The sequence below is a fragment of the Kribbella sp. NPDC026596 genome (assembly GCF_040638415.1).
Classification (GTDB): domain Bacteria; phylum Actinomycetota; class Actinomycetes; order Propionibacteriales; family Kribbellaceae; genus Kribbella.
Window position 1 is genome coordinate 21802 of sequence record NZ_JBEZYF010000018.1, and the last position, 19087, is coordinate 40888.

Annotated in this window: 16 protein-coding genes; 9 read left to right on the plus strand and 7 right to left on the minus strand. The window is 68.8% G+C overall.

Annotated elements, in window-relative coordinates; translation table 11 throughout:
* Nucleotides 1-91 precede the first annotated feature (91 nt).
* On the plus strand, nucleotides 92-757 hold the full coding sequence (locus AB0E63_RS17145) for a response regulator transcription factor (protein ID WP_012918592.1): 666 nt from the start codon (nucleotides 92-94) through the stop codon (nucleotides 755-757).
* A 3-nt stretch (nucleotides 758-760) separates the two neighbouring features.
* A complete protein-coding gene (locus AB0E63_RS17150) occupies nucleotides 761-2134 on the plus strand; it encodes a HAMP domain-containing sensor histidine kinase (protein WP_360366433.1) in 1374 nt (457 codons plus the stop codon).
* A 49-nt stretch (nucleotides 2135-2183) separates the two neighbouring features.
* On the opposite strand, the gene AB0E63_RS17155 is transcribed toward AB0E63_RS17150, so the two are convergent.
* Nucleotides 2184-3221, minus strand: a complete 1038-nt coding sequence (locus tag AB0E63_RS17155; RefSeq protein WP_360366435.1) for a TAXI family TRAP transporter solute-binding subunit — start codon at nucleotides 3219-3221, stop codon at nucleotides 2184-2186.
* 191 nt (nucleotides 3222-3412) lie between these two features.
* Here AB0E63_RS17155 and AB0E63_RS17160 point away from each other — a divergent pair, with 191 nt between their 5' ends.
* Nucleotides 3413-6433 carry a glycoside hydrolase family 38 C-terminal domain-containing protein gene (locus AB0E63_RS17160; RefSeq protein ID WP_360366437.1) on the plus strand — a complete coding sequence of 1007 codons (3021 nt, stop codon included), beginning with the start codon at nucleotides 3413-3415 and terminating at the stop codon, nucleotides 6431-6433.
* A gap of 167 nt (nucleotides 6434-6600) precedes the next feature.
* Nucleotides 6601-7926, plus strand: a complete 1326-nt coding sequence (locus AB0E63_RS17165; protein WP_360366439.1) for a cytochrome P450 — start codon at nucleotides 6601-6603, stop codon at nucleotides 7924-7926.
* A 57-nt stretch (nucleotides 7927-7983) separates the two neighbouring features.
* Here the strand turns inward: AB0E63_RS17165 and AB0E63_RS17170 are convergent, their stop codons facing one another.
* Nucleotides 7984-8487, minus strand: a complete 504-nt coding sequence (locus AB0E63_RS17170; RefSeq protein WP_360366441.1) for a DUF5709 domain-containing protein — start codon at nucleotides 8485-8487, stop codon at nucleotides 7984-7986.
* A gap of 57 nt (nucleotides 8488-8544) precedes the next feature.
* On the opposite strand from AB0E63_RS17170, the gene AB0E63_RS17175 reads away from it, so the two are divergent.
* Together AB0E63_RS17175 and AB0E63_RS17180 are read left to right on the plus strand one after the other, a co-directional pair.
* Nucleotides 8545-9708, plus strand: coding sequence for an FUSC family protein (locus tag AB0E63_RS17175; RefSeq protein WP_360366443.1), 1164 nt, complete (start codon nucleotides 8545-8547; stop codon nucleotides 9706-9708).
* A 62-nt stretch (nucleotides 9709-9770) separates the two neighbouring features.
* A complete protein-coding gene (locus AB0E63_RS17180) occupies nucleotides 9771-9893 on the plus strand; it encodes a hypothetical protein (RefSeq protein WP_360366445.1) in 123 nt (40 codons plus the stop codon).
* Nucleotides 9894-10147: 254 nt separating this feature from the next.
* On the opposite strand, the gene AB0E63_RS17185 is transcribed toward AB0E63_RS17180, so the two are convergent.
* Nucleotides 10148-10591, minus strand: coding sequence for an OsmC family protein (locus AB0E63_RS17185; RefSeq protein WP_360366447.1), 444 nt, complete (start codon nucleotides 10589-10591; stop codon nucleotides 10148-10150).
* A gap of 7 nt (nucleotides 10592-10598) precedes the next feature.
* Entirely contained in the window at nucleotides 10599-11750 is a 1152-nt protein-coding gene (locus tag AB0E63_RS17190) for a phosphatidylinositol-specific phospholipase C1-like protein (RefSeq protein WP_360366449.1), read from the minus strand.
* 84 nt (nucleotides 11751-11834) lie between these two features.
* Between AB0E63_RS17190 and AB0E63_RS17195 the strand changes: the two genes are divergently transcribed.
* Nucleotides 11835-12461 carry a TetR/AcrR family transcriptional regulator gene (locus tag AB0E63_RS17195; protein WP_360366451.1) on the plus strand — a complete coding sequence of 209 codons (627 nt, stop codon included), beginning with the start codon at nucleotides 11835-11837 and terminating at the stop codon, nucleotides 12459-12461.
* A gap of 89 nt (nucleotides 12462-12550) precedes the next feature.
* On the opposite strand, the gene AB0E63_RS17200 is transcribed toward AB0E63_RS17195, so the two are convergent.
* Nucleotides 12551-12967 carry a DUF3592 domain-containing protein gene (locus AB0E63_RS17200; RefSeq protein WP_360366452.1) on the minus strand — a complete coding sequence of 139 codons (417 nt, stop codon included), beginning with the start codon at nucleotides 12965-12967 and terminating at the stop codon, nucleotides 12551-12553.
* A 192-nt stretch (nucleotides 12968-13159) separates the two neighbouring features.
* Nucleotides 13160-15070, minus strand: coding sequence for a DUF5107 domain-containing protein (locus tag AB0E63_RS17205; protein ID WP_360366454.1), 1911 nt, complete (start codon nucleotides 15068-15070; stop codon nucleotides 13160-13162).
* Nucleotides 15071-15098: 28 nt separating this feature from the next.
* On the opposite strand from AB0E63_RS17205, the gene AB0E63_RS17210 reads away from it, so the two are divergent.
* Entirely contained in the window at nucleotides 15099-16754 is a 1656-nt protein-coding gene (locus tag AB0E63_RS17210; RefSeq protein ID WP_360366456.1) for an FAD-binding dehydrogenase, read from the plus strand.
* Between the two features lie 75 nt (nucleotides 16755-16829).
* A complete protein-coding gene (locus AB0E63_RS17215; protein WP_360366458.1) occupies nucleotides 16830-18008 on the plus strand; it encodes a tannase/feruloyl esterase family alpha/beta hydrolase in 1179 nt (392 codons plus the stop codon).
* On the opposite strand, the gene AB0E63_RS17220 is transcribed toward AB0E63_RS17215, so the two are convergent.
* Entirely contained in the window at nucleotides 17992-18699 is a 708-nt protein-coding gene (locus AB0E63_RS17220) for an RIO1 family regulatory kinase/ATPase (RefSeq protein WP_360366460.1), read from the minus strand. The two genes, AB0E63_RS17215 and AB0E63_RS17220, sit on opposite strands and share 17 nt — an antisense overlap.
* Nucleotides 18700-19087 lie beyond the last annotated feature (388 nt).

A 19087-nucleotide genomic window follows, 5' to 3' on the forward strand; every position in this document is an offset into this window, starting at 1 on the left:
GCTAATGTTGCCGAACACTGGGTGGAGTCACGTGATTACGTCTTTACCAAGATCTGACACATGTGAGCGCCTCCTGGCCTACGATCACCGCATGAGTGGCGCGGTCAGGATTCTGTTGGTCGAAGACGATCTCGATATCGCGAATGCCCTGATACCCGCGTTGCGGCGCTACGGCTTGATGGTCACGCATGTCCGGACGGCCGCGGACGCCCTCGCGGCGGACCCCGGCGACCTGGTCCTGCTGGACCTCGGTCTGCCGGACGGGGACGGTATCAACGTGTGCCGGCAGATCAGGACGGTCTCCGACGTCCCGGTGATCGCGGTGACCGCGCGGGGCGAGGCGGCCGACCGGGTGCGCGGGTTGCGCAGCGGTGCGGACGACTATGTGGTGAAACCGTTCGCGATTTCCGAGCTACTGGCCCGCATCGATGCTGTACTTCGTCGTACCGGCCTCTTGCAGCCCCGCCCCCGGGTGACTGTCGGCGACCTGACCGTGGACATCGAGGCCCGGACCGTACAGGTCGCGGACAAGCCCATCAGCCTCACCCGCAAGGAGTTCGACGTGCTAGCTGTGCTGGCCGCTCATCACGGCCGGGTGGTCCCCCGCGAACAGGTCGCGCTGTATGCCTGGCAGTCCGTGTTCGAGGCCTCCTCGCGCACCATGGACGTGCACGTGGCCAGCCTGCGCGCCAAGCTCGGCCGGCCGGAGCTGGTGCAGACGATCCGCGGTGTCGGCTACCGCCTGGGTTCGGACTGACCCTTGCGCCGTCGCCTGCTGCAGTCCCTCGTTCCGATGGTGATCGCGCTCGCCATCGTGGCCGTCGTACCACTGGCCAACTACATCGCCACGAGTGCGTCGCGCACCCTCTTCCTGTCCCGCAGCAACGACGCGGACTGGTTCGCCGCGATGGCGGAGTCGCCGCTGCAGACCGGCGACATCGCCAACCTGCGTGAGCTGACCGTTCGGTACCAGGAGCTCTACAACACCCCGGTCTTCGTGGTCGACGTCGACTCCCGGGTGGTCGCGACCTCCGTGTCCGGTGTGAACGTCAAGGAACCGGACATCGAGGCCGCACTGCACAGCACACTGGCCGGTAGATTGCCGGCCGAGCCGCCGGCCCTGTGGCCGTGGCGTTCCGGCGAGATGATCGTGTCCCGCCCGGTCGTCAACAACGGCAGCGTGCTCGGTGCCGCCGTACTGCGGGTGCCGACCGAGAAGTCCCGCGACACGGTGCAGAGCGGTCTGCTGCTGCTGCTCGGCGGTCTGCTGATCAGCATCGGCGCGATCATCATCGGTATCGTCCGGCCGATCACCCGCTGGGTGCTGCGGCCGCTGAAGGACCTGGACAACGCGACCCACCAGATCACCCGCGGCGCACTCGACACCCGGGTGTCGACCGACGGGCGTGCCCCGGAGCTGCGCCGGCTCGGTGACAGCTTCAACTCGATGGCGCTCAGCCTGCACCAGGCCCGCCAGCGTGAGCGGGAGTTCGTCGCGGACGCGTCGCACCAGCTGCGGACGCCACTGACCTCGGCCCGGATCCACATCGAGGGCCTGTCCCGGCTGTCGCCGACCGCACGGTTCGCGCTCAGCGACATCGACCGACTCGGCCGGATCGTCCAGCGACTGTCCCGGCTGGCCGGCTCGGACCGCCCGGGAGCCGATGTCGAGGGCAACGAAGAGCCGCTGGACCTCGCGCAGGCGGTGAAGGAGCGGCTGGTCGGCTGGAAGGCCGTGTACGCCGCCGACGACCTGGAACTGATCACCGGCGAGATGGTGCCGGGCGGTGTCGCGCCGGAGCTCGAGGTGGACGACATCCTCGACGTACTGCTCGACAACGCGTCCAAGTACGGCGCTCCGCCGGTCGAGGTCTCGGTGACCCGGGACGGCACCGAGGTCGTCATGTCGGTCCGCGACCACGGGCTCGGGCTCGGATCGCGCGACCTGAAGAAGGTCGGCGAGCGGTTCTGGCGCAGCGCGCACCACCGGGAGATGCCGGGCACCGGCCTGGGGCTGGCGATCGTCCGCTCCGAGGCGGCCCGGGTCGGCGGCCGCGTGGTCGCCCGCCCGCCGATCGGCGGCGGCCTGGTGATCGAGGTCCGCGTCCCCCTGATCGACGACTACGACGCCTGAGCACGACTACACCGCCTGCGCACCCGCTCCCGCCGGGTCCCCGCGGGCGTCAGATGTGGTTGTTGCGGTACCAGCGTTCGGCGGCGGCGTGCAGCGGGACCGGCATCGTCGCGATCGCTGAGCGCGGGTCCAGGGCGCCGGCCTCGGGGTGGTTCTTGACCAGGTCGTTCTGCCGGCGGAACAACGTGTTGACCGTCCACCAGGCCCACGAGTCGGACAGGGTCGGCTTGGTGACCAGGTAGTTCGGGATCGCCAGCGTCGCCACCGAACTGGCCAGCCCGTACTGCGAGGGCGGGATCGACGACACCACATATCCGCCGAACCGCGTGAGCGCGATCTTCTCGGCCACCGGACCGATGTCGAGCAGCCGGAACCCGATGCTCTTCTGCAGTTCCTTGATCGGGTCGGTCGGTACACCACCACTCCAGATCAGCGCATCGATCCCCTTCGGGTTCTTGCCGTTGGCCTTGTCCTCCAACTGCTTGACCGCGTCTTCCAGTGTCAGGTACTTCTTCGTCACCGTGACGCCTGCCGCGGCCAGGATGAGATCCGCGACGACCCTGGTGCCGGAGGTGGTCGGGCCGACGCTGACGACCAGGGGCGGCTTCTTCGGGTCCTTCTGGTTCAGGTCCTCGAGTTTCGACGCGTTCGAGGCCATCGGTACGACGACGTGGACATAGTTGTCGTACACCCGGGCGAGCGCGGAGAACTTCAGCCGGCCGGTGTCGAACTGCCCACTCCCCTCGTACGCCGCCAGCGCGGTGTCCGACGTAGCGAAGCCGAGGTCGGCCTTGCCGCTGGCCACCCTCATCAGGTTGTCGATCGAACCGTTGGTGAGCACCGGCTTGAGCTCCATGCCGGTGACCTCGCTGACCAGTCCGCTCAGCGCGCTGCCGAAGACCGCATAGACACCACCGGCGTTGCCGGTCGCGAACGTGGCCGGTCCGGCCGGAGCCGGCTCGTCGGCTCGGCCGCGGGAGCAGCCGGGCAGCATCAGAGCCGAGGCAGCGGCGGCACCTAGGCCGAGCACGCTGCGTCGGGTCATCCCAGTCGGCCGGGCAGGGGTCAGCAGGCGGGGGCGATCCATGCAGACAACCTAGACAACAACGGGGCCTCCGGGGTAGCCGCGTCCCCGGCCGCAACCGAACCGCTACCCGCAGGTACGGCGACGACCGCGATGAAACTATGTCTGGACGTGTCAGGGGTAGGTGTGACAGCGTTGTCATCCGTGCGGCCTGCGTGGGCCGCGTGAGGACCCCTTCCCCGGAGGATGATTTCGTGCACGACGACCGTCAACTCATCGAGGAGCGGCTTCAGCGCGCCCTGCGGGAACGGATCCGCCCCGCGATCTACGGCGCGGCGGTCCCGCTGGACATCGAGGTGTGGCACGCCCCTGGTGAGCCCGTGTCCCCCGCCGAGGCGCTCGCCCAGACCTACGAGCCGGCCGCGATCGGTCTGCCCTGGGGAGCAGCCTGGGGTACCGCGTGGTTCAAGTTCAGCGGCCAGGTGCCGGCCGAGTGGAGCGGCAGTGAGATCGAGGCGGTCATCGACCTCGGCTTCAGCGGCGGCCCCGGGTTCTCCGCGGAGGGTCTGGTCCACACGACCTCCGGCGTACCGCTGAAGGGTCTGCACCCGCGCCAGACCTATGCCCCGCTGTCGATCCTCGGCCCCGACGGTACGCCGGCCCACGCCGGCGACCGGATCGAGTTCTACGTCGAGGCGGCCGCGAACCCCGAGGTGCTCGGGTCGAACGCGTTCGCGCCGACCGACGTCGGCAGCAAGCCCGAGCCGGGCGGCACGCCGATCTACCGGCTGACCCGCGCCGACGTGGCCGTGTTCAACGCCGAGGTCTGGGACCTGATCCTCGACCTGGAGGCCCTCAACGGCCTGCAGGAGCAACTGTCCCTGCAGGAGCCGCGCCGCCGGGAGATCCTGCGGGCGCTGAGTCGCGCGCTGGACGCTCTGGACTACGAGAACGTGGCCGGCACCGCCGCTGACGCCCGCGCACAGCTGACCGACGTACTGAGCCGGCCGGCGCACGCCAGCGCGCACCAGCTGTCCGCGGTCGGGCACGCGCACATCGACTCGGCTTGGCTCTGGCCGCTGCGCGAGACCCGGCGCAAGGTGGCCCGGACGGTGTCCAACGTCGCCAACCTGGCCGAGGAGTACCCGGAGCTCGTCTTCGCGTTCTCGCAGGCCCAGCAGCACGCCTGGGTGAAGGACAACTACCCGGCGGTCTGGGAGCGGCTGAAAAAGGCCGTTGCCGACGGCACCATCGTTCCGGTGGGCGGTATGTGGGTCGAGTCCGACACCAACCTGCCCGGTGGCGAGGCACTGGCCCGGCAGTTCGTGCACGGCAAGAAGTTCTTCCTGGACGAGTACGGGATCGACACCCAGGAGGTCTGGCTGCCGGACTCGTTCGGCTACACCGCGGCGCTGCCGCAGCTGGTGAAGCTGTCCGGGTCGAGGTGGTTCCTGACCCAGAAGATCTCCTGGAACAAGGAGAACAAGTTCCCGCACCACACTTTCTGGTGGGAGGGCCTCGACGGCACCCGGGTGTTCACCCACTTCCCGCCGATCGACACCTACAACTCCGACCTGTCGGGCCGGGAGCTCGCGCACGCCCAGCGCAACTTCGCCGAGAACGGTGCGGCGACCCGCTCGCTCGTCCCGTTCGGGTACGGCGACGGCGGTGGCGGCCCCACCCGTGAGTTCGTCGCGACCGCTCGCCGGGTGGCGAACCTGGAGTCCTCGCCGCGGGTGACGATCGAGTCCCCGACCGAGTTCTTCAGCGCCGCCGAGGACGAGTACGCCGGCCACGCGCCGGTCTGGTCCGGTGAGCTCTACCTGGAGATCCACCGGGCGACCTACACCTCGCAGGCCAAGACCAAGCAGGGCAACCGGCGCAGCGAGCACCTGCTCCGCGAGGCCGAGCTGTGGTCGGCCGCGGCCGTGGTCGCGGGCAAGCTGGACGCGTACCCGTACGAGGACCTGGACCGGATCTGGAAGGCCGTGCTGCTGAACCAGTTCCACGACATCCTGCCCGGCTCGTCGATCTCGTGGGTGCACCGCGAGGCCGAGGAGACGTACGCTCGGTTGGCTTCCGAGTTGGAGGCGATCATCGCGACGGCGCAGCAGGCGCTGGCCGGCTCCGGTGACGCGCAGATCGTGTTCAACGCCGCACCGCACGGGCGCAACGGTGTCGCCGGACTCGGCGCCGGTATCGCGGCCGGCGAAGGCCAGTCCGTGTCGGTCGAGAACGGCGTACTGGACAACGGGCTGATCCGGGTCACCATCGACGAGCGCGGTCTGATCACCTCGCTGTACGACGTCGAGGCCCAGCGTGAGGTGATCGCACCAGGTGCCGCAGGCAACCTTCTGCAGCTGCACGTGGACACCCCGAACAACTGGGACGCGTGGGACGTCGACTCGTTCTACAAGAACAACGTCCGGGACGTCACCGAGGTCGACAGCGTCGACTTCAGCACCGTCTCCGGCGTCGCGACGGTGGTCGTGACGCGGTCGTTCGGCCGGTCGTCGGTGACCCAGACGCTGCGGCTGCGGCCGGGCGCGAAGCGGGTCGACATCGAGACCACGATCGACTGGCACGAGGCGGAGAAGTTCCTCAAGGCGGCGTACCCGGTCGACGTGCACGCCGACCGGTCGGCGTCGGAGACCCAGTTCGGGCACATCTTCAGGCCGACCCACCAGAACACCTCGTGGGACGCGGCGAAGTTCGAGATCGCGGCGCACCGCTGGGTGCACGTCGGCGAGGCAGGGTACGGCGTTGCCGTCGTCAACGACTCGACGTACGGCCACGACATCAACCGGACCGCCCGCGAGGACGGCGGGACCACGACCACGATCCGGACCTCGCTGATCCGGGCGCCGCGGTTCCCCGACCCGCAGACCGACCAGGGCGTGCACACCGTGAACCACGCGCTGGTGGTCGGCGCCGGGATCCCGGACGCGATCGAGGAGGGCTACCGGATCAACCTGCCCGAGCGGGTCGTGACCGGAGCCGAGGGTGCCGAGCCGCTCGTTGCCGTTGACAACGACAACGTGATCGTCGAGGCGCTGAAGCTGGCCGACGACCAGTCCGGCGACGTCGTCGTCCGGCTGTACGAGTCCTCCGGCGGCCGCGCTCGCGCCACCGTCACGCCGTCGTTCGGCGCGGCGTCGGTGACCGAGGTCGACCTGCTCGAGCGCCACCTGGCGGACCGCGAGTTGACGGAAGGCGGGGTCTCCTTCGAGCTCCGCCCGTTCCAGATCCTCACCCTCCGCTTCAAGCGCTCCTGACCACCGGCCACAAGCCGGGGGCGTGAACCCCCACCGGGGACCTGAGACAGGCAATAACCTGTCCCAGGCCCCCGGTTCCTGTCCACGGCCCCGGCTTCTGGCTGGCGGGCGGCGGCGCTTGTCGCGGACGACGCCCGGTGTTCACCCGTCTGACGTAGCGTGAAGGTATGGCCTCGACACCCTTGCTCGGTGCCCGGACGCTCGACCGGCAGACGGCGCGCACGCTCCCGCCAGGTCCGCGCTTGCCCACGCTGGTTCAGACCGTCCTGTTCGCGAGTCACCGCCGGACGTTCTTCCCACGGATGCGGGAGAAGTACGGCGATGTGTTCACGATCCGACTGGTTCCGTCCAGCCGCGTGTGCGTCGTATTGAGCCGGCCGGACCACATCCGCGAGGTGTTCGGCAGCCCGCCGTCGGTGATGCACGCGGGCGAGGGCAACACCGTGCTCGAGCCGATCATGGGCTCGCATTCGCTGCTCCTCCTCGATGACGAGGACCACGTCCGGATGCGCCGGCAGCTGATGCCGGCCTTCTCCGGCCAGGCCTTGCGTGGGTACGCCGAGATGGTGCACGAACTCGCCCTTGCGGAGGTCGCCACCTGGACGACCGGCACTCCATTCAAAGTGCACCAGCGGATGCGGAATCTGACCCTCGAGATCATTCTTCAGGTCATCTTCGGCGTGACGGACTCCGACCGGCTGGCCTTGCTAAGGCCGCTGATGGACAAGATCGTCTCGGTGTCGCCGGTGATCATGCTCGGCGGGTTCTACCCGGCGCTGCTCCGGATCCGGCCGTGGCGCACGTACCTGGAGACCCAGCAGCAGGTCGACGAGATCCTGTACGACGAGATCGCCAAGCGCCGCGGGGATCTTGCCGGACGCACCGACGTACTCTCGCGGTTGCTTGCTGCCGGCAACTGGACGGACGAGGAGCTGCGGGACCAGCTGGTCACGCTGCTGCTGGCCGGGCACGAGACAACCGCGACCGCACTGGCCTGGACGTTCCATGAGCTGGCCCGAAGTCCGGAGGATCTGGCTTTCGGTCAGCGGGCTTCGGATGCCGGTGCCGACAACGAGCTGGAGGCGATCCTCAAGGAGGCCCTGCGACTGCACCCGGTCGTGTACCAGGTCGGCCGGCGAGTCACCGAGACCACGGACATCGCCGGCTACCGGCTGCCACGGGGTACGACGATCATGGCCGCGATCGGCCTGGTCCACCGGGACGGCGAGCACTTTCCCCAGCCGAAGGAGTTCCGCCCGCAGCGGTTCCTCTCCGATGATCCGCCGGCCCCCGGCACGTGGATGCCGTTCGGCGGCGGGGCGCGGCGGTGCATCGGGGCCGGCTTCTCACTGATGGAAGGCACGGAGATCCTCCGTGCCGCGCTCGCCGCCTACAACTTCACCGCCCCGAACCCCAAGCCCGAGCCGGCTCAAGCCAAGAACGTCACCCTGGTCCCCCGCCGAGGCTCCGAAGTGATCGTCACCCGCCGCTGATCTCAAGTAGTGCGGGGAGGATCCTGCGCCGATACGCGCCGGGATCCTCCCCACTTCCTAGTCTTCGGGGTCGCCGACGTCGCCCAGGTCGACGTTCTCGTAGGACTCGAGGTCTTCCTCGTCGTCGTCCTCGAGTTCGAAGTTCTCCTCGTCGTCGACGACATGGACGGCGGCTTCCTCGGCGGACGCCGCGGCCCCGTCGAAGCCGACGTCTTCGGCGATCAGTTCCTGGTCGTCGTCGCTGTGGGCGCCCTCGTCGGGTGCGACCAGGCGGCCGGAGCGCTCGACCCCGATCTCGGGACCGCCGACGTCCTCGCCGTCCTCGGCGTACGGGTCGACGTCCGGCTCCTCCTGGGCGATCCGCTGGTCCAGCGTCTCGCCCTCCAGCGCCTCCTCGGCCGTCGTACCGAATCCCTCGCCCGCGGACCACTTCTCCGGCGGCGAGTACCCCTCGTCGAGCAGGTCCTCCACCCCACGGTCGTTCAGGGTGTCCTCGGCCTGCAGCTGGTCCTCGTCGTCGACGCTGTAGCTGCCGTAGTCCTCACGGTTGTTCTCCGTCATGCCCCAACCCTGACGCCCAGGAGCGGGCGAAGCAAGCCGGAGAGCTCGTGCACCACAATGGGGCGCGTGGATCCGGTCAGGCTGACGTTGGACCAACTGCGGGAGCTGCGCGACGACATCGCGCCGCAGGCAGCCCGTCGTTCGCGCGCCTCGATCCGTCGCCGGGTGGAACGCTGGCAGAGCCGGGTCTTCTTCATCGCCCAATGCGCCATCGCGGCCGGGGTGGCGTGGGCCTTGGCCCGGTACGTCGTCGGCCACAAGACACCGTTCTTCGCTCCGGTCGCGGCGATGGTGTGCCTCGGCTTCAGCTTCGGCCAGCGGCTGAGCCGGGTCGTCGAGGTGATGGTCGGCGTGGCCGTCGGGGTCGGCGTCGGCGACCTGTTCGTCCGCGTCTTCGGCACCGGGGTCGCGCAGATCATCTTCGTGATCGCGCTCGCGATGAGCATCGCCGTCCTCCTCGGCGCCGGCACTCTGATGTCGACGCAGGCAGGCGTCCAGGCCGCGATCGTCACCACCCTTCTGCCGAACCCGGGCGCCGGCTTCAGCCGCTGGCTGGACGCGGTCCTGGGCGGCCTGGTCGCGCTGGCCGCCGCCACGATCGCCCCGGTCACGGCGATCCGCCGTCCCCGGCAACAGGCCAACGGGGTCCTGACCGAGCTGGCCGAGATTCTGGTCGAGACCGCCGACGGCCTCCGGGCCTGGGACGAGGTGGCGGTCACCGACGCGCTGCGCCGGGCCCGCGCCTCCGAGTCACTGCTGGACGACCTGCGGAGCGCCGCCGACGAGGGGGTCGCAGTGGTCCGGCTGTCGCCGTTCCGGCGCCGGCACCGCGGCCGGGTCCAGGAGATCGCCGACCTCGTCGTACCGCTGGATCGCGCGATCCGGAACATCCGCGTCCTGGTACGACGCTGCGCGGTGTCCGTCTGGCGTGACGAGGCGATGCCTGACGAGTACCCGCTGCTGCTCGACCGCCTCGCCGACGGCACCCGGCTGATCGGCGAGTCGCTGTTCGAGCCGGCCGCCGATGTCGCCGCCCACCGCGTGCTGGGCGAGCTCGGCCGCCGCACGGCGAAGATGCCGCTGCCTGCCGGCCTGTCGGCGATCGTGGTCCTCGGCCAGATCCGCTCCACCGTGGTCGATCTGCTCGAACTGACCGGGACGACGTACGACGAAGCCCGCGACCTGGTCCCGCTCCGCCCCGACGGGCTGGATGAGAAGTAGGTCACATCAAAAAGATGAGCCGGATTCCCGTCATACCCCGGGACCGCGTGCGTCTCACTGGCATGACGATCCACCGACTGATGACCTCGATGGCCACCGAGCAGGTTCGCCGGCTCGAGGATCTGCTGGCCATCGACACGACCGTGACCACAGACGACCGGAGCGACGCCGCCGCCGAGCAGTAGTTGGCGCGAACCGGACGAACGGATCCAGGCGGCGCACCCGGACGGTCTTGCCCACCGAGCTAGACCGCACGGAGGTCGCACCAACGCAGAGGCGCCCAGTGCGAGGCGCCGCCGGATCCGTCTGGTGCATCACCACAGAGATGCACCGCAACCACCCGCCGGCTGTCCTGACGCCGCTTGCGCGAGGCTCAGGCCAAACCGGCGGGTGGTTTATTTGCAGGGAAGGAAGGAAAACAAAGAAAGGTGAGCGGGGGTCAGCCGGCCACGGTGATCTCGGTGGTGACCGAGTTGGCGATGAAGCACTCCTGGTGGGCCAGGTGGTGCATCCGCTCCAGCACCTCGGCGTCCGGCTCCGGGCCGCCCCAAACGATCTTCGGGTTCAGCGTCACCTGCGTGATCGCGAGCCGACCCGCCTCGTTCGGCGCCATCACCCCGACCGCGTGGTCGTCGTACGCGTCGACGACCAGACGCTTGCGGGCCGCGATCGCCAGGAACGTGAGCATGTGGCAGGACGACAGCGCCGCCACGAACGCCTCCTCCGGATCGACCGGGCCCGGGTTGCCGAGGTACTTCGGGTTCGCCGACCCGGGCACGGTGATCCCGCCGTCGAAGCGCCACTCGTGGTCGCGGTTGTACGTGTCGTAGCCGAACTCGTGCTCACCACGGCTCCAACTGACATCGACCACGTGCTCCGACATGCTCAGCTCATCCTTCCGAGACAGCCGTCCTCGCGGTTGCGGTGACGGGATTCGATCGTACGGGAGTGTGCCCGGGCAGCTTGGCGACGAAGTCACTGTCGTAGCGGGCGGCCATCCCGGCGACCGGGAAGTCGGTGGTCACCCACTGCGCACCGCTGGCCAGCGCGATCCCGAGCCGGCTGTAGTCCTTGTCCCGGATCGTCGCCATCGGCTCGTCCGACCTGGTCCGGACCAGGTACCCCTTCTTCACCAGGCGCTGGATCTCGGCCTGGTTCGCACCACGCGGGTCGTTCACCTCGGTGACGGCGGCGTCGGCCGCGCCCTCCGGACCGCGCGTGAAGACCGCCCGGCCTTCCAGGTTCGGCTTGCCGGCGGTGTAGAGGTCGCGGATCTCACCAGGACCGCCGTTGTCGAAGTAGAACATCACCTGGCCGTGGGCGCTGCTCAGCTTCGGCCAGCCCTTCGTCAGCACCGACTGCTCGAGCGTCAGGCCCGGCTTGCGTACGTCGTCCGGCGTGAGGATCTCCTTCTCGGTGAACACCGAGCGGATCTCGGTGTCGACAGAGTCCAGGTTCACCGCGTTCCACGGCGGCGCCTTCACACCACCGGCGGCGACCACGTTCGGGTCGGACTGCTTCAGCTCGAGGTTGATCGCGATCGGTACGTGGTTGGGGTGCGCGTCGGACCAGGTCTTCACCTGCTGCAGGCACAGCACGAAGGTGTCGCAGTTGGTGTTGTAGTCGAAGTCCGGGACGTGCATGACCTTGATGCCGGGCTGGGCCATCGCCGGGTCGGTCAGCGGGCCTTGACCGGTCAGCTTCCGGATCAACGGGTACGTGTACAGCCCGCCCTGCGGGTCCGGGAACAGGTCGAGCTCGAGGGACCGAACGTTCTGGTCCTCCAGCTGCTGGTCGATCGGGGCGTGCGAGTACCAGAGATCGACCGAGCCCGGGTTGTTCTGCAGCTGGACCTTCTGCTCGTTCGGGCTCAGCTCGCGGTGGTAGGAGTTGTGCGATCCGACCACCTGCATCTGGTTGAGTCGCAGGCCCGCCCCCGCGCCCTGTGGGTCGTGCCGGCCGGTGAGCGCCGTACCGGCGAGGCCGGAGGCGGCGACCGCGGCGGAAGCCACGCCGGCGACCATCGTTCTGCTGATGCGCATGCGAAGAGTTCCCCTCCTGTGGACAGCGATTGACGGCAATCTGTCACAGTAAGGTGCCAACGTTGTCCCCCTGGAGGATGGACAATGAGCGACATGGTGACTTCGGGGGCCTATCCGCTCCGCCGGACGCCCACCCAGGACCGCGCGAGCCGGCAGGTCGAGCGGATCCTGGACGCGGCCTGCGCCGAGGTGGTCGAGCGCGGGTACGACGCCGCGTCGACGAGCGGGATCGCCAAGCGGGCCGAGATCGCGGTCGGCAGCGTGTACCGGTACTTCCCGGACAAGCGAAGCCTGATCCAGGCGATCGAACGCCGGAACCAGGCGCGCTACACCGAGGCGGTCCGCGAGCGGCTGGCGACGGTAACCAGTTGGCGTGGTGCTGTCGACGTCACGCTCGACACGTTCCGGGAGATGCATCGCAACGACCCGGGCTTCCGCGCGGTGGTGTTGAGCGGGTTGGGTGACCCGGACCTGGAAACCCAGCCTGGTGAGTACGACGACCAGCATGCCGGTGAATTCGCCGAGCTGCTGGCGGTTCGCTTCGGCGCGGACGACAGCCGCGAGTTCCGGCTGGCGGTCACGCTGAGCATCGCGATGGGTGAATCCCTGGCGCATCTGGCCGATCGGCTGCCGGCCGCGGAAGCGGAGTTCGTTCTGTCGCAGGGACGTCCGGTGCTGTACAACCTGCTGGCCCCGCACCTGCCGTCCTGACGGCAGGTGCGGAAAACTGAAAGGCCCCCGCCTCGAAGGCGAGGGATTGCGGATCACTCCGGTTGCCGACCGCTGTCGCGGTCAGCTCTTCATGGCTGTGGAACTGGATCCGCCGACTGTCCGGCCCGCGGTCCCAGCTGGGGCCAGTGGCTGACCCGGCCGGCGATGCGGGCCCGGCGGGGCGTCCGTACGTCGTAGCTGACGATGACCCGGTCACCCTTGGCGTAGGTCATCCGGCTCCCGGTCGGGAACTTCCGGGACACCTCGAACGGTCCCTCACCCCGGCGGGTGCAGTACTCGACGGTGACCTCGGTGTATTCGGCCGGGATCCCGCCGTCCAGCTGACCGCGGACCGGGCCACGAACCCGGATCACCTGCCCCGCGGTCTTCTCCTCCGTACCCGACGGGGTTTCGTTCCGGCGCAGACCGCCGATCACGTCTGCAGCGATGCATGCCGTGACCAGCAGCACCAGGCCGAACCCACCGAGCACAACGATCGTCAACATGGCACTCACCCCCGACGCGCCGCCCGCGAGCAGCGCGGTCGTCGTAGTCGAACTGCCTTGCGCGGCCCTTGCCGCACACCGGTGAGACGCCGCAGGCGACCAGTCGGTTCCAGGTCAGTACAAAGATCTTTGACAGAGCAGACAGTGGCGGCTGTGGTCGGGGCAGACGGAGCGTGGTGGGAGGGAGCGCGGTCAGTTTCCGCCCATGCCGAACTGGTACCGCGAGGGCACGGGACGGTTGGTTCCGAGGGCTTCCTCGGCGGCAAGCCAGTAGTCCGTGAGCGGGTTCGCACCCTCGCGGACAGTCGCGAGCTGGATGCCTTCGGCGAGTAGCTCGTGGGCAGTCTGGGGGTTGCCGATCTGCAGCGCGTGGCGGACGCGCAGCAGCCGGATCCGCGGGTCGTCCGGAGCATGGTCGAGCATGCGCTCGGCTCGCGCTACGTCCGTGTCGAGGGCAGCGGCGACGGCTTCCGCGACCAGCGGCACGAGGTCGGGCCGGAGCTCGACCGCGCGTTCGTAGTACGACAGGTCGCCGGTCACCAGCCCGAGGTTGCGCAGCGCCCACGGGTTGTCGCCGGACCGCCGCCACGCGTCGACCGCACTCTCCACCTCGCCGGCACAGTGCCGCGCGACACCCCGGTGGTACCAGACCAGCCAGTTGTCCTCGGCCCTCTCCAGCAACTCCCGCCACGCCACCAACGTCCCATCGGGTACGCCGTCAACCGCGGGCAACCGCCCGTCCAGCAGTGGCGACCATGCGCGTTCCCGCGAGGTCATCGTGTCGTCGGCGAACGGCGTACCGGGTGAGATCGTCCACCCGGTCCGTGCCACCTCCAACGCACCCCACCCCGACCCGACCGCCAACTGCTCGACCGGTGCGGCATCGACCACCGCGAGCCACTCCCGCTCGCGCGCCGCCAGGTCATCGACTACTGGACGGAGTGCCGAAGCCCCTGCATTACGGGCCGTTTGCCAGTCTTCCGAGTGCGCAAGAGCGGGATCCACCGACATCCGTCCGTAGGCTTCCAGCCAATGCCAGGAAGTTGCTGCGGGCAACTTCAAGTGCTCCAGCTGAGTCCGCGCCAGTCCGGCCTGGATCTCGGCGTACCCGCCGCCCTCGAGGCCCGGCGCCAGCCAGTCCTGCCAGCGCCGGCCGCCGTCGCTCTCACCCCAGACGAAGAGCTTCCGCCCGCGCAACCGTTCGGTCGACGCCTGCGCCAACCCGTGGCCGGCCGCATCCACCGACGCGATCCACGGCCGCTCGCCGGCCAGCGGTTCGAAGAAGAAGTCGACCGCCCGCGGATGCCGCATCGGGTAGGTCAGGTCGATGCCGTCGAAGTCCGGTACGCCGATCAGGTCGAGCCATCGGCCGGTCGCATCCGGGCGGTCCGCACCGGCGTACCCGAACCGCCAGGCCTGGTCCGCCGGCACCAGCACCCGCGTCTCCGGCGACTGCTCGACCGCGATGTTCGACCACCAGTACGCCGGGACCTCGGTGTCGGACGGGTTCTGCAGGCGGACCCCGACGTACAGGAACTCCGCGTCGGCCGGCAGCCAGAAGTCGAGCTGGGTGACGAGGTTCCGGGTCCGTTCGAGCTCCCAGAGCCGGAGCACCGGCGTACCGTCCGGGCCTTCGACACGGGCGGCGTGCAGGGGAGCGCAGGTGCCGGTCCAGTGGCCGGTGCTGCCGACGTTCCACTCGACGCCGCCGGCGAACCAGGCGTTGCGCAGAGCAAGGTTCGCCGGCTGGAAGACGGGATTGCGGTAGAGGAGTTCCTGTCCGCTGCTTTTGTGGACGAGCGAGTAGAGCCGTCCGCCCAGGCTGGGCATTACGGTCGCACGCAGGTGATCGTTCTCCAGGACGAGCACGGGGAAGGCGGTGTCGACCAGCGAGCGGTCGTAGCCGTCCTGGTTGAGGCACGGCAGTGTGCTGTGCAGACGTCCGTACTGGATGTTGTCGCGCAGGTCCTCAGGGAGGTCGGCGAGGTTCTCGACGGACTTGAGCTCTTGGTGGCTGTGCAGCGGAGCGAGCGGATTCTCCGGTCCGAGGGAGGCGGCGGGCAGGACGAGCTGATGCGCGGAAAGAATCGTCACAACCGCCATCCTTTCAATTGCGCTATATATGGACACCATGGACGCCGATGTGATCGTGGTCGGGGCGGGGCTGGCCGGGCTGGCCGCGACCGCCGAGCTGGCCGACGCGGGCCGGAAGGTACTGCTGCTGGACCAGGAACCCGAGGCGTCACTGGGCGGCCAGGCGTTCTGGTCGTTCGGTGGACTGATGTTCGTCAACTCCCCCGAGCAGCGCCGGATGGGGATCAAGGACTCACGCGACCTCGCGATGCAGGACTGGCTCGGCTCGGCCGGGTTCGACCGGCTCGACGACGAGGACAAGTGGGCCCGGCAGTGGGCCGAGGCGTACGTCGACTTCGCCGCCGGTGAGAAGCGTCCGTGGCTGCATGGCCAGGGCGTGCGGTTCTTCCCCGTGGTCGGCTGGGCCGAGCGCGGTGGGTACAACGCCGACGGTCACGGCAACTCGGTCCCGCGCTTCCATATCACCTGGGGCACTGGGCCGGGTCTGGTCGCGCCGTTCGAGCGGCGGGTTCGCGAGGCGGTGGCGAAGGGTTTGGTCGAGTTCCGCTTCCGGCACCGCGTGGACGAGCTGACCCTCACCGGCGGAGTGGTCGACGGCGTGACGGGCAAGGTGCTGGAGCCGAGCACCGTCGCCCGTGGGGTGTCGAGTTCACGCGTCGAGATCGGTGACTTCAGCCTGACCGCACAGGCCGTGATCGTCACGTCCGGCGGCATCGGCGGCAACCACGACCTCGTACGCGCGCAGTGGCCGGCGCGGATGGGTCAGCCGCCGAAGCGGATGATCAGCGGCGTCCCGGCGCACGTGGACGGCCGGATGCTCGCGATCACCGAGCGGGCCGGCGGCCGGTACGTGAACCGCGACCGGATGTGGCACTACACCGAAGGCATCCAGAACTGGGACCCGATCTGGCCGATGCACGGCATCCGGATCCTCCCCGGTCCGTCGTCGCTGTGGTTCGATGCCACCGGCAAGCGACTCCCGGTGCCGCTCTTCCCCGGCTTCGACACCCTCGGCACGCTCGAGCACATCATGCGGACCGGCTACGACTACACCTGGTTCGTGCTCACCCAGAAGATCATCGAGAAGGAGTTCGCCCTCTCCGGCTCCGAGCAGAACCCGGACCTGACCGGCAAGGACATCAAGGGCGTGCTCGGCCGCGCCCGTGGCGGGGCGACCGCGCCGGTGCAGGCGTTCATGGACAAGGGCGCCGACTTCATCGTCCGCGGCAACCTGCCCGATCTGGTCCGCGGGATGAACGACCTGACCGGTGACAAGCTGATCGACCTCGACGACCTGGAGCGCCAGATCGTCGCCCGGGACCGCGAGATCACCAACACGTTCACCAAGGACCTGCAGATCACTGCGCTGCGCGGCGCCCGGAACTACCGCGGCGACAAGCTGATCCGGGTCGCGTCACCACACCGCATCCTCGATCCCAAGGCCGGCCCGCTGATCGCCGTACGGCTGAACATCCTGACCCGCAAGTCCCTCGGCGGTCTGCAGACCGACCTGGACTCCCGCGTGCTGCGTGCCGACGGTACGCCGCTGCCCGGGGTCTACGCGGCCGGCGAGGTCGCCGGCTTCGGCGGCGGCGGCATCCACGGCTACCGTTCCCTGGAAGGCACCTTCGTCGGCGGCTGCCTCTTCACCGGACGTACGGCGGGCCGCGCGGCCGCGAAGGCGGTGTCCTAAGAGACCATCCGGACGCAGCGGGTTGTGTGGTCCGACCCTCTGTCTGGCGAAGGAGGCGACTCCTAGCGTGACGCCATGCGCCGCCTCCTCGCCCTGTCTTCCACCCTGTTCTCCGCCGTCCTGCTGCTCACGGGTGTGACCGTGCCGGCCGACGCTCATCGACTGATCCGCGTGCCGGGTGCCGAGTACCAAGAACTCGCGCGCCTGGACGATCTGACCACGGCCGGGACCGTAGCCTCCGGTCACACCAACCCCGCCGACTACGCGGGGCTCACCCAGGCGGGTCTGCCGGCGCCGTCCGGAGTGCCCGGGATCCAGATCGACGGCTACTTCCCGGACAACTCGCACCTGAACACCAACCACGGCTGGAACCACGACTCCCAGTTCGTGATCCGGCTGCCGCGGCGGTGGAACGGCGGACTGGTCGTCTCCGGGTCGCCTGGTGTGCGAGCGCAGTACGCGAACGACAAGGCGATCTCGGACTACGTGCTCTCCCTGGGTTATGCGTACGCCGGCACCGACAAGGGCAACACGGGCGCGGAGTTCTACACCGACGGACTGCGTCCCGGCGACGCGATCGTGGAGTGGAACGTCCGTACGACGCAGCTGACGCGGGCCGCGCGGGCCACGATCGCGCAGTACTACGGCCGCCCGCCCCGTGAGGTGGTTGCCGCGGGGATCTCGAACGGCGGCTATCTGGTCCGTTGGCAGCTCGAGAACCACCCCGAGCTCTACACCCGCGGCGTCGACCTCGAAGGGACGCTGTGGACCGTGAACGGGCCCAATCTGTTCACCTTCCTGCCTCCGGCGATCAGGGGCTACGAGCAACATTCTCCGGAGCTCATCACCGGCGCCGGGTTCGATCCGCGGTCGGACTTCCTCTGGGACTACCACTACGCGATCTACTGGAAGCTGACCCAACGGATCTACGCCGCCGAGCTCGACCCGACGTACACCGGCACCGAGGCCGACTACGACTACGCGCACCGGCCCGAAGCACACAAGGCGGTCAAGCGGATCGCGTTGACCGGGAAGATCGGCAAGCCGCTCCTCACGATTCACGGGACCTACGACAGCCTGCTCCCGATCACCCAGGACTCCGACGTGTACGCCGGAATGGCTCGGAGCACCGGGCTGCACATGTACCAGCGGGTCGAGGCAGGCAACCACGTCGACGGTCTCGTCGACACCTACCCCGACCGGCTGACCCCGCTGGTTCCCTTGTTGCGGGAAGCGATCAGAACACCATCGTGAGCAGGTCGGCGAACAGTTCCTGTTCGTCGATCTCGAGCCCGCGGTTGGTGAACCAGGTCGCCATGTTGTGGCAGTCCCGCAGCAGGAAGTCCATGCCCTTCGGATTGCCGACGATGTCGACCACCTGCGGCAGGTCGATCATCACGATCCGATCCCCCTGGGCGAGGACGTTGTATGGCGACAGGTCGCCATGGGCCAACCCCGCCCTGGCCAACTCGCGCATCCCGTGCCGCACCTGCTCGAAGTACTGACCGAGCAACTCCTTCGACGGGCGGACCTGGGCGAGCCGTGGCGCGGCGCCGCCCTCACCGTCGTCGATGAACTCCATCAGCAACTCGGTACCGTCCACCTGGACCGGGTACGGCACCGGGACGCCGGCCTTCCACAGGGCGCACAACGCACCCCACTCGGCGCCGGCCCACTGCCCGGCGGCGACGTTGCGACCGTGTGAGGTCTTCTTCGCCATCGCCCGGGTGTCGCGGCTGTTGCGGGTACGGCGCCCTTCGACGTACGACGTACTGCGATGGAAGGACCGGTGTTCCTCGGTGCGGTACCGCTTCGCGGCGAGCAGCGAGGAACGCGCCGGGTTGTCACCGATGGCTTCGACGGCCCGCTCGACCAGGAAGACGTCGGCTTCCTTGCCGGTTTTGAGGACGCCGAGCTCGGTGTCGATCGCAGCCTGTTCCGTCACAACCCAATCGGGTCGTGGTTCCGGGCCGCGAGAACCGCGCTCGACGTCCAGCCAGGTGGACCACCGCTGATCCTGTCCCAGATGTTCGTCGACCTCGGTGAAGCGGAAGACGAAGGCATCGGCCGGATCTGGTTGGGACTCGTCGCTGGTGAAGTCCGCCCAGCGGGAGTCGAGGTCTGAGAGGTTGTCAGAAAGGTCGTGCGAAGAACTAGACGCTGTACGAAAGACGTCTGAAGACATCTGGAGTGCTCCTGAACGGTGAGGTGAGACTGACGCGGACATGCCGCAGCACAGTGATGGCCATCCGTCAGCCCTCCTTAGGTCCAGGCAGCGCTCGCCGCTACTCGGTCGAACCAGGATGCACGCCCCTCTCGGGGCGCGCAACGTA

What these genes read in the sequence shown, in the direction of transcription:
- AB0E63_RS17180 (WP_360366445.1), top strand. Translation starts at nt 9,771, where the DNA reads ATGACGATCCACCGACTGATGACCTCGATGGCCACCGAGCAGGTTCGC.
- AB0E63_RS17170 (WP_360366441.1), bottom strand. Translation starts at nt 8,487, where the DNA reads ATGACGGAGAACAACCGTGAGGACTACGGCAGCTACAGCGTCGACGAC.
- AB0E63_RS17205 (WP_360366454.1), bottom strand. Translation starts at nt 15,070, where the DNA reads ATGGCGGTTGTGACGATTCTTTCCGCGCATCAGCTCGTCCTGCCCGCC.
- AB0E63_RS17185 (WP_360366447.1), bottom strand. Translation starts at nt 10,591, where the DNA reads ATGTCGGAGCACGTGGTCGATGTCAGTTGGAGCCGTGGTGAGCACGAG.
- AB0E63_RS17145 (WP_012918592.1), top strand. Translation starts at nt 92, where the DNA reads ATGAGTGGCGCGGTCAGGATTCTGTTGGTCGAAGACGATCTCGATATC.
- AB0E63_RS17200 (WP_360366452.1), bottom strand. Translation starts at nt 12,967, where the DNA reads ATGTTGACGATCGTTGTGCTCGGTGGGTTCGGCCTGGTGCTGCTGGTC.
- AB0E63_RS17155 (WP_360366435.1), bottom strand. Translation starts at nt 3,221, where the DNA reads ATGGATCGCCCCCGCCTGCTGACCCCTGCCCGGCCGACTGGGATGACC.
- AB0E63_RS17165 (WP_360366439.1), top strand. Translation starts at nt 6,601, where the DNA reads ATGGCCTCGACACCCTTGCTCGGTGCCCGGACGCTCGACCGGCAGACG.
- AB0E63_RS17215 (WP_360366458.1), top strand. Translation starts at nt 16,830, where the DNA reads ATGCGCCGCCTCCTCGCCCTGTCTTCCACCCTGTTCTCCGCCGTCCTG.
- AB0E63_RS17210 (WP_360366456.1), top strand. Translation starts at nt 15,099, where the DNA reads ATGGACGCCGATGTGATCGTGGTCGGGGCGGGGCTGGCCGGGCTGGCC.
- AB0E63_RS17190 (WP_360366449.1), bottom strand. Translation starts at nt 11,750, where the DNA reads ATGCGCATCAGCAGAACGATGGTCGCCGGCGTGGCTTCCGCCGCGGTC.
- AB0E63_RS17195 (WP_360366451.1), top strand. Translation starts at nt 11,835, where the DNA reads ATGAGCGACATGGTGACTTCGGGGGCCTATCCGCTCCGCCGGACGCCC.
- AB0E63_RS17175 (WP_360366443.1), top strand. Translation starts at nt 8,545, where the DNA reads ATGGGGCGCGTGGATCCGGTCAGGCTGACGTTGGACCAACTGCGGGAG.